Source organism: Kitasatospora sp. NPDC058046 (assembly GCF_042885595.1).
GTDB lineage: Bacteria > Actinomycetota > Actinomycetes > Streptomycetales > Streptomycetaceae > Kitasatospora.
Map to the genome: position 1 here is coordinate 1 of NZ_JBHVRS010000002.1, position 11,944 is coordinate 11,944.

An 11,944-nucleotide genomic window follows, 5' to 3' on the forward strand; every position below is an offset into this window, starting at 1 on the left:
AGCCTTACAGCGCCGATGGTACTGCAGGGGGGACCCTGTGGGAGAGTAGGACGCCGCCGAACAATTCTTCAGAAGAACCCCCATCCGGGTCCCGGATGGGGGTTCTTCGCGTTTTCAGAGCCTCTTCGCGTTTCCGGGCCGGCTGCGGGGCGGAGCGACGGTCAATGCGCGCGGTAGGCCAGAACTCCCGGCTGGTTGACTCTCCCATCGTGGGAGAGCCGAGGGTGGGGCACATGCACGTCGACGACAGGGTGCTGTGGAGCATCGGAGAGGTCGCGCGGAAGACCGGGCTGTCGGTGAAGCTCATCCGGCACTGGTCCGATCTCGGCCTCGTGCCACCGGCCCGACGCACGGCCGCCGGGTACCGGGTCTACGACGCGGAGTCCGTGGCCCGCGTGGAGCTGGCACGGACGCTGCGGGACCTCGGGCTCGGCCTGCCGGCTATCCGCGAAGTCCTCGACCGGGAGCACACCTTGGCGGAGGTGGCCGCGGTCCACGTCGACGTGCTGGAGACGAGGATCCGCCTGCTGCGCGCGCAACAGGCGGTCCTGCGCTCCGCCGCCCGTCGCGAAACCACTGCCGAAGGACTCGCCTTCATGAACCGCACCGCCCGACTGTCCGCTGCCGAACGCCGGAAGACCATCCACGAGTTCGTGACCGGGACGCTCGCCGGCCTGGACGTACCGACCTACCGCAGCGGCCTGCTGGCCGCCACCCCGGAGCTGCCCGACGACCCCACGGACGCGCAGGTCGACGCCTGGATCGAACTGGGCGAGCTGGTGGCCGATCCCGAACTGCGGGCCGCGATGCGGCGCATGGCGCAGTACGCGGCCGAACACGCCCCCGGCGAGCACGATGACGCCACACTCCAGGAGGCACGGCGGGTCACCGACTACTGGACGGGGCGGGTGGACGAGGCCGTCCGGGACGGGATCGCGCCGGACTCGCCCGCGGCGGAACCCGTTGTCGCGGCCGTCGTCGAGAAGTGGCTCCCCTCCCAGGCGCGGACCGTCGACGGGGTCCGCACCGACGGCGCGCCGGCCCGGAGCCTGCTGCTCGAACAACTCGGCATCGTCTCCGTCCCGTGCGTCGAGCGGTACTGGCAGCTGCTCTGCCTCATCAACGGCCAACCGGCGCGGCCGAGTCTGGAGACGGCGGGCAACTGGCTGAAGACCGCCCTGCGTGCCAATCCCGAACCCGGACGCCGCGCCGCCGAACTCGACGCGCTGTACGACTCCGGAGCCGAGGCCTGGGAGCCGGTGGGTCTGATCGCCGCCTCCGAGCGAGTCCTCCAGGCCGTGGGTGACCTCGTCAGCGCCGTCGACCCGAGCCGCCTTGACGGGCCGACACCGTGCGCCGACTGGGACGTCCGCGCCTTGCTGGACCACCTGGTCTGGGAGAACCTGATGTGGGCCGGCCTGGCGGACGGGAGGCCCCGGTCCGATGCCGCCGCGGATCACCTGGGCGGTGATCATGTCGCGGCGTTCCGGACCGCCGCCCAGCGGACGCTCACGGCCTTTCGCCGGCCCGGCATGCTCGACCGGCAGTACGGGCCGGCGCCGGGCCGACGTCTCGTCGAGCAGCTGGTCATCGAAATGCTGGTCCACGGTTGGGACTTGGCCGAAGCCATCGGACACCCGCGCGACCTGGTCCCGGACATTGCGACGGTGGCCATGCCCGTGGTGCGGGAGATCTACGCGGGCCTGCCGCGGACGGAAGGCGGCTCCTTCGCCCCGCCCCGGCCCGCGCCCCACGGCGCGACCGCCCTCGACCGCTTGGCCGCCCACCTCGGTCGCGCCGTCGCCTGAGCGGCGGCGGGGGTGGACAAGACCCCGCTCGCTCGTTGGAGGCCAACGAGCGGGCGGGGAAGAGCGGCAGGGCTCGTGCTTGCTGGTGGGCTCCGCGAACAGCGCTGCGGGTGCTGCGAGTTCGGTCAGTGCCAGCCGGTTCGGTGCTCGATCCACGTCCGGCCGATGGCGGCCATGGAGGCCTGGTAGCCGCGCAGGTACGGCACCCCCGGCGGGGCCGGGAGCCTGGAGTTCAGCTCCCAGTAGCCGGCCTGGGCCACCGCGAAGGAGGTGATCGCGTCCGGCGGGGCGGCAGCCCACGAGGCCACGGGTGCGAGCAGGGCTTCGGCCTGGGCCGGGGTGTGGCCGGCGCGGATCAGCTGGGTGACGAGGAAGGCCGGGTCGATCCAGGCGGCGCCCTGGTGGAGGTAGGCCCAGTCGATGGCGAGGGCGTCGTCACCGCGCATGAGCATGTTGTCGGCGCGCAGGTCCGCGTGGAGGAGGCAGACCCCGGCGGATGCGGCGTGCCAGTCGTGCTCGACGGCCGCGAGCTGCTCGACGTGCCGGGTGGACCACGGGTCGAGCTCGGCCTGCTGGTCGGCGAGAGCCCGCCAGCTGCGGGAGCCGCCCCCGAGGACGGAGACGATGGACGGGGCGTCGGGGATCGGCGACGGGCTGACCGCCCTGGGGAGTCGGTCGAGCAGCCGGACGACGGCGGGGAGGTCGGCCGACCCGGGGCCGAGGTCGGGGTGGCCGCCGTCGACGTCCTCGAAGGCCATCAGCAGCCATCCGCCGGCCTCCCAGGAGACGAGCATCCTCGGCACCGGGACCTGCCGGGTCAGGCTTCGGTTGATGGCTGCCTCGGCGGCGTATCTCCCGTGGACGGGGTGGTCGGTGGCGGTTCCCTTGAGGAACACGGCTCGGCCGTCGGCGAGGGTGGCGCGGACCGCCAGGCCGGGGCTGAACCCGTCGGCCTGGGTCCGGGCGTCGATGACCGGTGCGCCGAGGTGGGTCTCGACGGACTCCTGTGCCGGGAGGGGGAGTTCATCCCAGGACGGCCTCACGGAGGTCGGGGAGCAGGGATCGTTCGGGGTCACGGTGACTTCCTGCGGCAGAGACAGGGGGCGGGATGGTGGTAGCGCCGTCCCGCTCCCGTCGCGTGGTTCAGATGAGGTGGTCGAACTCGCCGGCCTTGGCGCCGAGGAGGAAGGCGCGGAGCTTCGTGGTTGTGGTGGTGACGATGACGGAAGGGTCGTCCGACTCACGGAGGAAGCGGACGTCGTTTCCTTCGGCGGCCAGCTCAACGCACGTGCTGCCGCCATCGGCGTTGCTGAAGGATGACTTCTGCCAGGCCAGGTGGGACATCGGGTGCCTTTCAGTGCTGGAGTTCATAGAGAATGTGTTGAAGGAGCCCCCAGGAGTCGCGAGAGCTGTCACGCCTGGGCTTGCTGGCATCAACAGCAGGTAGTGCGAGATCCCGGGCCTCTTGGAACTTTTGGTGGTACGCCGCCACGTCATCGGGATCGCCAAGGTGGACCGCCCGCTTCGGTCCATCCAGGATGATGGTTGAGAGGTCCGTGCACCCGGGGTCGCAGATCAGGAACGCGCCAGCGTATGGCGCCCTCCCGGGGGCATCGAACGGCAAGATCTCGATCGTGACATTGGGGAGTTCTGCCATGTCTACGAGATGGTGGAGCTGGTCGCGCATCACGAGCCTGCCAGCGAATTGCATCCGGAGTGCTGCCTCATGGATGACGTACCGAAACTGTCGCTGCTTGCTGTCGGTCATGATGCGTTGACGTTGTAGGCGGAACTCAACGGCCGTGGCAACGTCCCAACGGCCATCCTTGTAAGCGCCCTTGTAGATGGCCTCGACGTAGCCTGGAACCTGGAGCGTTCCCGGAATGTACAGGGAGTCGAAGACAGCGAAGGATTCTGCTCGGTCTTCGGCCTCTGCCAGGTCCAGGGCGAGAGCCGGAACCCGCCCCTTGAATGCGCTCCACCAGCCCTTCCCGTCGCTCGCGCCGAGAGCGTGCAGCAGCGCGATGTAGGTCTCATCCGTGCACCCGTAGCCTTCGAGCAAGACCGAGAGTCGCTCCGGGTCGAGCGCCGTTCGAGCTGCCTCGATGTGGCTCAGCTGCGGGCCCGCGATGCCGATGAGGGCGCCGGCGTCCTTGACCGCCAGGCCTGCGGCCTCGCGCAACCTTCTCAGCTCAGCGCCGAACCGCCGCTGTCGCTCGCTGATTTGGGTCCTGAGTGCCAAGGGGGGTTCCTTCCGTGTCGGGCCAGTCTCCACCCACACGAGTGAGCTTAGCCAAGTTGGGGGAGACATCTCGGCGATCAGGTTGCATGCGTGTGACCGACGGTCCTACTCTCAGTGTTGCACCGATCACATGACGGAGTGTCTGCTTCGTCGATTCCCCTCTTCCTCCCTTGGGGTCTCTCATGCGTGCCTGCAACCTTCCGGACTGCTCCACCGCTCGTGGCGAGCTCTCCGACCTCCTCGTCTCGGCCGGGTGGCGACCGTCCGTCATCTCCGACGCCGAACTCGCCCTCCACGAAGTCTTCGTCAACGCCTGGCGGCACGGGGGCACCCTTGCCCCCATGGTCGTGCTGGCCCTCACCGGCCACCGTCTGCGGGTCTCGGTCGCGGACAACAACCCGATCTTCCCCACCGTCCACCTCCCCACGGACCCGCTCGCCTCCTCCGGCCGGGGCCTCTTCCTCGTCCGTGCCCTCACCCACCGCCTCGGCGCCGAGCCCCGCAAGACGGGCAAGGTCGTCTGGTTCGAACTGGAGGCCTCCGCGTGAACCGCCGCCGCTTCCCCATGCAGCCCACCGACCCCCGCATCCGGGGCTACACCGAGGACCAGGTCCGCATCCTCCTCGCCGAACTCCAGGAGCGCGGCCGCGCGTTCGGTCTGATCTTCCCCTCCGCCACCACGGACACGACCATGGACGGCCGCGTTCTGGTCGCCTTCAACACGGCGCCGGCCTCGACGCTGATGAACCTCCTCACCCTCCTCTTCGACGCCGACCGCGAGCGCTCGTGCGGTTCCTGATCGCCGCCGCCTTCCTCTCCTTCCTCGCCCTGGCGTTCGCCACCGTCGCCCTGGGCGTCGTCACCACGCTCAAGCTTGCAAGGCCCGACCAAGAGGAGACCTGACGTGCCCGACCCCGTCCTCGACCCGGCCGCCGACCCCGACGTCCTCAACGCCCTCGCCGCCTCCCACTACGCCGTCGCCGCGGCCTTCAACGCGCTCTTCGGCGTCGCCGTCGCCCCGCCCGTCCCCGACGACTTCGACTGGCCCAAGCTCGAGACCTTCGTCCACGACCTCGGCTTCGCCGCCGACGACTCCGACACCGCGCTCAACCTCTACCGCCTGCTCTTCGCCGTCCAGCGCGTTGCCTACCGCGAGGCCGCCGGCCGTAACTCGCCCTGGCAGGCGACCCGGCTGCACCCCCGGGTCGTTTACGGAGGACCGGGGCCGCAGTAGAGGTTCGTACCGGAGCCACCTGGCAGCATGTCCCCATGGACACAGTGGACTTCGGCGACTTCGGCGACTTCGGCGACTTCGTCGTTCGGCGCGGCACCGACGCGGACGCGGACGGGCTGACCGGTATCGACTCGGTCGCCCTCGAAGGCGACGGGGAGCGGGCGGCGAGCATCCGGCGATGGTGCCGGCAGGCCCCGGGCCCGGTGCTCGTGGCCGAAGACGCGTCCGGGCTCCTCGGCTACTGCGTCACCGAGTACACGTTCTTCGAGCAGGGCTTCGTCACGATGCTGATGGTCTCGCCCGCCGCGCGCGGCAGGGGCGTCGGCCGCCGGCTGCTGGACGCCGCGGCGGCCTCCTGCGAGACCCCGAAGCTGTTCACCTCGACCAACGTCTCCAACCAGCCGATGCGACGGCTCCTGCACCGGGCCGGGTGGCAGCCGGTCGGCCTCGTCCAGGGCCTCGACGAGGGTGATCCGGAACTGTTCCACCTGTACCGGCCGCAGGCGTCCCGGCCGGGTCCTCCCTCGCGGACAGCGGCCGAGGCCGAGTCCGAGGCAACGGCCCGCCTCGACAGCGCCTGGGAGTGGTGGAGCGCCGCCATCGAGGACGCCCAGGAGGGCCACTGGATCCGCACCTCCGTCGAGCGCCGGGTGATGGACGACCTCGCCGCCGCGACCGTCGGACTCGGGTACCTGGACCCGTCCGTCGAACTCCCCTTGCGCAACCGCCTCTGCCGCATCGCCACCTGGGCGGGCGCGGTGCGGCTCGCCGCCCGGGCCGGTGGGTGGGAGCTCGCCCCCGTCACCGGAGCGGCCCCGCCCCGCCCGGCGGGGATGGCCGAACTGCTCTCCGCCGTCCACGCGGTGGGGGAGCAGGGTGAGATCTGGCGGCGGCTCCCCGCTGACGGGCCGCCACCGCCCCGGGCGCTCGCCGGATGCGAGGCCTTCCTCTTCGGCCCGGGCTCGGTCGAGGACCTCCGCCAGTTCTTCTACGACTGAGCGCCCGGAGCACCCCGGAGCCACCCAGCACGGCCGCACCCGTGCACCGGAGCAGTGGACCCGGGTCCGGTTCCTGGATCGCTGGGACATCATGGGCCGAGGCGCGGCATCGGCGTTTCTCGGCGTGCGCTCGGGCCACCCGGGCTTCGGCATGATGGCCCTGGACAGCAGCGTGTACGTCGGTGCCTCGACGGGCGAGACCGGCATCGACGTGCTCGCGGTGCGCGACCCGGACCGCTCGGAGAACGTCCTGCGACACCTGGAGTGGATCGCGCGTCACGACGGTCGCTCCTCCAACCGCGAGGAACGAGAGCGTGCCGCCGCCTGGCTCGCCGCCCGCTGTTTCGATCGCGCGTTGAGCGAGTGACAGCCTGGCCCCTGGGCGCGGGCCAGGAATCCCGGATGTGAGGCCGTGCGGGCAGAGGTGGACACGCCTCCGGTCATTGGAACTTCCACAGCTGGCTCGCGAGGTTGTCGGTGCAGGTGGTCATGGTGATGGGCTTGCCCTGCGCGCCGGCGGTCATGCAGTTGGTGCCGTCGCCGAGGGTGTACCCGCCCGAGGCGGCGGGCTGGACGGTCCACCGGTACAGGAAGTCGCGGCCGCTGCCGAGGGCCACCGCGTTGTCGAACGGGGAGCCGTTGCCCATGACCAGGGGGAAGCCTCCGGAGTTGCAGGCGTGGTACTCGTTCCACGTGCCGTAGCTGACGACCCAGCCGTACTGCGTGGCGCCGCCCAGGACGACCGGGTTGCTCGCGTTCAGGTTGTCGTTGGCCAGCCCGATCGGCAGGCCGGACTGGACGCTGATGATGCGCGTCCAGTTGGTTCCGCCGCACTCCGCGGGGCGGGCCGGGGACTCCGGTGGCGGGGCGCTGCCGCCGCCGGGCTGTGCGGTGGTCCCGCCGGGGGAGTTCTGCGGCGGAGGCTGTGGGGCGGGGTTGTTCGTCACCGGGGGTTGCGGGGCGGGGGTGTTGGCCGGTGACTGGCGGGGCTGGGTGCCTCCGTTCTGTCCGGCGGTCGTGCCGCCGCTGTTGGCGCCTCCGTTGTTCGCGCCTCCGCCGTTGCCCGCGTTCGTACCCCCGTTGCCGCCGGAGGAGGCCGGCGGCACGGGCCGTTGCTGCTGCGGCGTCTGCTGGTCGGGGGTGGTCCCCGGCAGCTGGTCGCCCGCCGGGGTGGCGGCCGGGGTCTCGACGGGGGCACCGGTGTCCGGGACACCGGTGCCCCCGGGCGGCGGGGCGGTCACGGCGGTGGTCGACCGGCTTCCGGGCGCGGCGTCGGCGCTGAACGGGTTGCGGTCGACCAGCAGGGCGCCCGCCGTACCCAACGAGACGATGACCGGGATGATCACCGGTACCAGCAGGCGGCGCCGCCGCGAGCGGCGGCTCTGCTCGGCCGTCTGCTGAGGGTCCGCTTGGATGACCGGGGACACCTTCACGACCAGTTCGGCCGTGGGGACCGGCTCGCTCCGCGGAGCGGGGCCCGCACCGCCCGTCCTCGGGGCGCTCTTCCACAGCCTGACCGGCCGCTGTGCGGCCTCACCGACCGGCAGTCCGACCGCCGCTCGTGCCGCCGCCGCCATCTCGGCGGCGCTCTCGTACCGGTCCTCCGGCGCCTTGGACAGGGCCTTGGCGACCAGCGCCCGGACGGCCGGTGGGAAGGTGTCCGGCAGCTCCGGCGCCGGCTCGTTGACGTGCTTGTACGCGACCTGCATGGCGCGTCCGCCCTCGAACGGCAGCTTCCCGACCAGTAGTTCGTAACAGACGACCCCCATCGAGTAGAGGTCGGCGGCGGGTGTGACGGGGTTGTCGGGAGAAGGGTCGACCTGTTCGGGGGAGGCGTAGGAGGCGGTGCCGATGAATCCGTTCGACGTGGTGAGTTTGGAGTCGGCGACCGCCAGGGCGAGGCCGAAGTCGGCGACGAGCACGGCGCCGTCCTCGCGCACCAGCAGGTTGGACGGTTTGACGTCGCGGTGGACGATGGCGGACTGGTGGACGGCCTGGAGGGCGTCCAGTGCGGTGGCCACCATGGCCAGGGCCCGCTCGGGCGGCATCGGCCCTTCGTCCTTCTGCACCGCGCTGAGCGGCCGGCCCTCGACCAGGTCCATCACGATGTAGGCGTAGCGCGGGCCGGTGCCGGCGCCCTTCGGGCCGTCGGCGCCGTCCGTACTGTCGGTGCTCTCCGTACTGTCGGTGCTCTCCGTGCCGTCGGTGCTCTCCGTGCCGTCGGTGCTCTCCGTGCCGTCGGTGCCCTCCGCACCGCTCTCCCCGTAGTCGTGGACGCCCACGACGCCCGGGTGGCCGATTCCGGTGACGGCCTTCGCCTCCCGGCGGAAACGCTCGGTGGCGGTCGGATCCTCCAGCAGGCCCGGGTTGAGCACCTTGACGGCGATGTCCTGTTCCGTGACGGCGTCCCGGGCGCGCCAGACCGTCCCCATCCCGCCGCGGCCGAGCTGCTCCAGCAGCCGGTACCGGTGGTTGAGGACGGTGTCCTTGTCGATCATGCCCCTACCCCCTGGTGTGTCATGACCCCGCCCCCGGAAGGGCGTCGGTGCACAGTGTGTGCCAGACGGCGAGGCAGCCTCAATGGTCTTTTTACACACGGGGGTTGAATGTTTCGGAACTGTCGCGCGGGGCGGCTCCGGCCGGGCAGGGAGCCGGATCCCGCAAGGACACCCCGGGGTGCCTGGCTCGTGGCGGAGCAGCGCCGCGGGGCCCCGGCCGGAGGAAAACCGAAGGACAGCCCGGGCCGGTCTCCGGTACGAAGACCCGGTGAGACTGCGAACGAAGATCCACCGGGTGCGGCTCGGCCGGGACGAGTACCGGGTGATCACCCCGGCGCGGCAGACCGCCGGGGCCCTCCTGTACGCCGGCCCGGGCAGCACGTACATGCACCTGCACCTCGACCGGCAGGGCGCCGAGGACCTGGCCACCGCCTGGGCCCTGGCGGCCCGCTCCCGGCGCTCCCTGGTGCACCTGCCGCTGCGGGCCAACGCCGGTCCGGCCGGGCTGGGCGACGTCCCGTCCGAGGACCGGCTGGACCTGCTGCTGGTCCACCACAGCCTGGGCTTCCCCGCGTCGCGCTGGAAGGAGGTCCGGGCGCGGCTCGGCGCCGGGACGCCGCACACCGTCGACCTGCCGGTGACGGACTTCCCGTCCGAGGAGGAGATCGACTACGAACGCCACCACTTCGCCGGTTGGCGGGACCGGCTCCGCTTCTCCGGGGCCGCCCACACGCTGGTGGTCACCGGCAGTCCCACGGCCTTCCGCTGGTCGGGCTCCCAGCTCCATGAGTTCACCCGCGAGGCCCCCGGGTGGCGCTTCGGGTGGCGCCCCGACGAGCACTACTGCATCGAGCTCGACCACGAGGGCTGGGGCTCCGGGCGGGCGGCCAAGGGCGTTCCGGCGAGCCTGCACATCGTCTACGCCCACCGCTGGCAAGCCGGGTGAGCAGGAAGTCGGCCCGGCCGACTTCCTGCTCCGCCCCGCCTCACTCCTTGGGCGCGAGCGGGGTCAGCGGCAGGGCGACCCGGCTCTCCCAGGCCTGCTCCAGTGCACGGGTGAACGTTTCCGCGGGCTGGGCGCCCGAGACGCCGAGGCGCCGGTCCAGGACGAAGAACGGCACGCCCGTCGCCCCCATGGCGCTCGCCGTGGTCTCGTCCTCGCGCACCGCTTCCGCGTAGGCCTCCGGGTCGGCCAGGACGGCCGCGGCCGCCTCGCCGTCCAGTCCGGCCTCGACCGCCAACTCGACCAGCCGGCCCTCCTCGAAGGCCGACCGCTCCTCGGCGAAGTTCGCCCGGTACAGCGCGTCCAGCAGCTGCCCCTGCCGGCCGTGCTCCTCGGCGAAGTGCAGCAGCCGGTGCATGTCGAAGGAGTTCGCCGCGTCGCGCCCCTCGCGCAGGTACGGCAGGCCCTCGGCGTGCGCGTTCTCGGCGATCCGGGCCTCCGCCGCCTCGGCCTGCTCCAGGCTCATCCCGTACTTGGCGGCGAGCAGCGGCACGACCGGACGGGCCTCGTGCGGCGCCCTCGGGTCCAGCTCGAAGGAGCGGTGGACGACCTCCACCTCCTCGCGGTGCGGGAACGCCGCCAGCGCCTGCTCGAACCGGGCCTTGCCGATGTAGCACCAGGGGCAGTTGATGTCGGTCCAGATCTCCACGCGCACGGCGCCGCACTCCTTCCAGCCTCGCGCGGACCTCCCGCGCCTGCTCCTGCCGGAACGCCTCCGTCCACCTGAATATTTCTCTCACTGAACTATTCGGGCCGGCCGGTCGGCGACCCCCTGCCTCAGCGCCGGTCCCAGGCCTCGCGCTGGGCGGGCACCGTGGGGATGACGGCGACGGCCTCGGCGTAGTGGCCGTGCCTGGTCAGGATCTGGGCGATCGCCCGGTGGGCCTCGCGCTCGGTGGACGACCGGAGCAGGTCGAGGGCCTCGTCCGGCCGGCCGTCCAGATCCAGCAGCCAGGCCAGCGTGGTGTCCCACTGGTCGGGCTCCCGCTCGCTCAGGGCCCGCGCCCCCGCGATGCCCTCGGCGTAGCGCCCGGCCTTCGCGAGCAGGCGCAGCCGGGTGTAGCCCAGGACGTCGGCATGCGCCTCGACGTACGCGGCGCCGAGGCCGTCCACGAGCTCCAGCGCCCGCTCCGGGCTGCTCGCCCTGATCAGCAGGTCGATCGCCTCGTGGAGGAGGCTCCCTTCGGCGTCCTCGTACGTGGGCCGTCCGACGTCGACGACCTCGTCGAGGCGCCCCTGGCGGGCCAGGAAGGCCATGAGGCGTCGGCGAGTGTACTCGGCGTCTGTTGCCAGGGCCTCGTGCAGGACGGCTTCGGCCTCCCGGAGCTCGCCCTGCTCCTCCAGCGCCTTCGCGTACTGGTTCAGGGCGAGCCCCGCGTGCTCGCCGGTGGCCAGCTCGCGCAGCTGCTCGAACCGGCCCTGGTCGGCGAGGAGTTCCGCGTACCGCCAGGCGACGCCCGGGACGGCGGGCAGGACCGGGCCCAGCCGCCGGATCGCCTCGTCCGCCCGGCCCATGCGCTCCAGGACCCGGCTGTACTTCACCAGCACCTCCGACGGCTGGTGCCGGCACTCGCGCCGACCCCCGGCCGCGGAGCACCGGCAGTCCGCCGCGCCGCCCAGGGCCCGCTCGGCGCACGGGGCGAGCAGTTCCAGGACGCGGGCGTCACAGTTCTCCCCCCTGGTCAGATCGACCAGGGACTCCAGGATCCAGGGCTCCCCGAGGTGGGGCGTGAGCACCCCGATGGCCTCGTCCACCCGCCCGGCCTCCACCAGCGCCCCGGCGAACCAGCGGCAGTCGAACGCCGACTCCAGGCCGGCCGCGTCCGGACGCACCAGCGCCAGCCCCTCCTCGATCCGGCCCTGCCGGACCAGGATCGAGGCGGACTCCCGTACGGCGAACGGCCAGCCGACCGCGACGAACGGCTCCAGGACCGTCAGGGCCCGTTCGAACTCCCCCGCCTCGCACAGCTCACCGACCGCCACCTCGGCGCAGAACCACTCACCGCGGTCCCGTGCGGTCTCGATCAGCAACTCCAACTGCCCCTGTCGGGCCAGGTATTCCGCCATGGCGGGCTCTATCCCGCCGTCGAACTGCCGCTGCCAGGCGAGATCGTCAAGATTCACCGGGCCAGGCTAGGCGACGGGGCGACGTCCTGCCCGG

The 11,944-nt window shown here is 72.0% G+C and carries 13 protein-coding genes; 7 read left to right on the forward strand and 6 right to left on the reverse strand.

Going from position 1 to position 11,944, the window contains the following annotated elements:
• Positions 1-233: 233 nt before the first annotated feature.
• Positions 234-1,808 (forward strand): TIGR03086 family metal-binding protein, encoded by a 1,575-nt coding sequence (locus ACFVU7_RS04045; protein WP_388044192.1) that lies wholly within the window; start codon positions 234-236, stop codon positions 1,806-1,808.
• 125 nt (positions 1,809-1,933) lie between these two features.
• Here the strand turns inward: ACFVU7_RS04045 and ACFVU7_RS04050 are convergent, their stop codons facing one another.
• From ACFVU7_RS04050 to ACFVU7_RS04060, 3 genes are all read right to left on the reverse strand, one after another.
• Positions 1,934-2,884 carry a phosphotransferase family protein gene (locus ACFVU7_RS04050; protein WP_388044194.1) on the reverse strand — a complete coding sequence of 317 codons (951 nt, stop codon included), beginning with the start codon at positions 2,882-2,884 and terminating at the stop codon, positions 1,934-1,936.
• Between the two features lie 67 nt (positions 2,885-2,951).
• Complete coding sequence (locus tag ACFVU7_RS04055) at positions 2,952-3,179, reverse strand: DUF397 domain-containing protein (RefSeq protein WP_380740109.1); 228 nt, start codon at positions 3,177-3,179, stop codon at positions 2,952-2,954.
• A complete protein-coding gene (locus tag ACFVU7_RS04060; RefSeq protein ID WP_387829786.1) occupies positions 3,163-4,050 on the reverse strand; it encodes a helix-turn-helix domain-containing protein in 888 nt (295 codons plus the stop codon). Before ACFVU7_RS04060 ends, ACFVU7_RS04055 begins: the two co-directional genes overlap by 17 nt.
• 182 nt (positions 4,051-4,232) lie before the next feature.
• Between ACFVU7_RS04060 and ACFVU7_RS04065 the strand changes: the two genes are divergently transcribed.
• The 5 genes from ACFVU7_RS04065 to ACFVU7_RS04085 all read left to right on the forward strand — a co-directional run bounded on the left by ACFVU7_RS04065 (position 4,233) and on the right by ACFVU7_RS04085 (position 6,649).
• Positions 4,233-4,598, forward strand: coding sequence for an ATP-binding protein (locus ACFVU7_RS04065; RefSeq protein ID WP_387974743.1), 366 nt, complete (start codon positions 4,233-4,235; stop codon positions 4,596-4,598).
• Entirely contained in the window at positions 4,595-4,849 is a 255-nt protein-coding gene (locus ACFVU7_RS04070; RefSeq protein ID WP_049653135.1) for a hypothetical protein, read from the forward strand. The genes ACFVU7_RS04065 and ACFVU7_RS04070 overlap by 4 nt, the downstream gene beginning before the upstream one ends.
• 105 nt (positions 4,850-4,954) lie before the next feature.
• Positions 4,955-5,284 (forward strand): hypothetical protein, encoded by a 330-nt coding sequence (locus tag ACFVU7_RS04075; protein ID WP_388044196.1) that lies wholly within the window; start codon positions 4,955-4,957, stop codon positions 5,282-5,284.
• 35 nt (positions 5,285-5,319) lie between these two features.
• On the forward strand, positions 5,320-6,282 hold the full coding sequence (locus ACFVU7_RS04080; protein ID WP_388044198.1) for a GNAT family N-acetyltransferase: 963 nt from the start codon (positions 5,320-5,322) through the stop codon (positions 6,280-6,282).
• A 91-nt stretch (positions 6,283-6,373) separates the two neighbouring features.
• A complete protein-coding gene (locus tag ACFVU7_RS04085) occupies positions 6,374-6,649 on the forward strand; it encodes a hypothetical protein (RefSeq protein WP_388044200.1) in 276 nt (91 codons plus the stop codon).
• 73 nt (positions 6,650-6,722) lie between these two features.
• Here the strand turns inward: ACFVU7_RS04085 and ACFVU7_RS04090 are convergent, their stop codons facing one another.
• The gene (locus tag ACFVU7_RS04090; protein ID WP_388044203.1) at positions 6,723-8,780 is read right to left on the reverse strand and encodes a protein kinase; all 2,058 of its coding nucleotides are present in this window, start codon (positions 8,778-8,780) and stop codon (positions 6,723-6,725) included.
• 268 nt (positions 8,781-9,048) lie between these two features.
• On the opposite strand from ACFVU7_RS04090, the gene ACFVU7_RS04095 reads away from it, so the two are divergent.
• Positions 9,049-9,726: a hypothetical protein gene (locus ACFVU7_RS04095; protein ID WP_380781295.1), complete on the forward strand. Its 678-nt coding sequence runs from the start codon at positions 9,049-9,051 to the stop codon at positions 9,724-9,726.
• Positions 9,727-9,766: 40 nt separating this feature from the next.
• Here ACFVU7_RS04095 and ACFVU7_RS04100 read toward each other — a convergent pair whose 3' ends face one another.
• Positions 9,767-10,438: a DsbA family oxidoreductase gene (locus ACFVU7_RS04100; protein ID WP_049653142.1), complete on the reverse strand. Its 672-nt coding sequence runs from the start codon at positions 10,436-10,438 to the stop codon at positions 9,767-9,769.
• A gap of 122 nt (positions 10,439-10,560) precedes the next feature.
• Positions 10,561-11,907: a hypothetical protein gene (locus ACFVU7_RS04105; RefSeq protein ID WP_388044205.1), complete on the reverse strand. Its 1,347-nt coding sequence runs from the start codon at positions 11,905-11,907 to the stop codon at positions 10,561-10,563.
• Between the last annotated feature and the right edge of the window lie 37 nt (positions 11,908-11,944).

Excerpts from the sequence above, each read along its gene's own strand:
- ACFVU7_RS04045 (WP_388044192.1), top strand. The coding sequence starts at position 234 with ATGCACGTCGACGACAGGGTGCTGTGGAGCATCGGAGAGGTCGCGCGG.
- ACFVU7_RS04090 (WP_388044203.1), bottom strand. The coding sequence starts at position 8,780 with ATGATCGACAAGGACACCGTCCTCAACCACCGGTACCGGCTGCTGGAG.
- ACFVU7_RS04055 (WP_380740109.1), bottom strand. The coding sequence starts at position 3,179 with ATGAACTCCAGCACTGAAAGGCACCCGATGTCCCACCTGGCCTGGCAG.
- ACFVU7_RS04085 (WP_388044200.1), top strand. The coding sequence starts at position 6,374 with ATGGGCCGAGGCGCGGCATCGGCGTTTCTCGGCGTGCGCTCGGGCCAC.
- ACFVU7_RS04065 (WP_387974743.1), top strand. The coding sequence starts at position 4,233 with ATGCGTGCCTGCAACCTTCCGGACTGCTCCACCGCTCGTGGCGAGCTC.
- ACFVU7_RS04080 (WP_388044198.1), top strand. The coding sequence starts at position 5,320 with ATGGACACAGTGGACTTCGGCGACTTCGGCGACTTCGGCGACTTCGTC.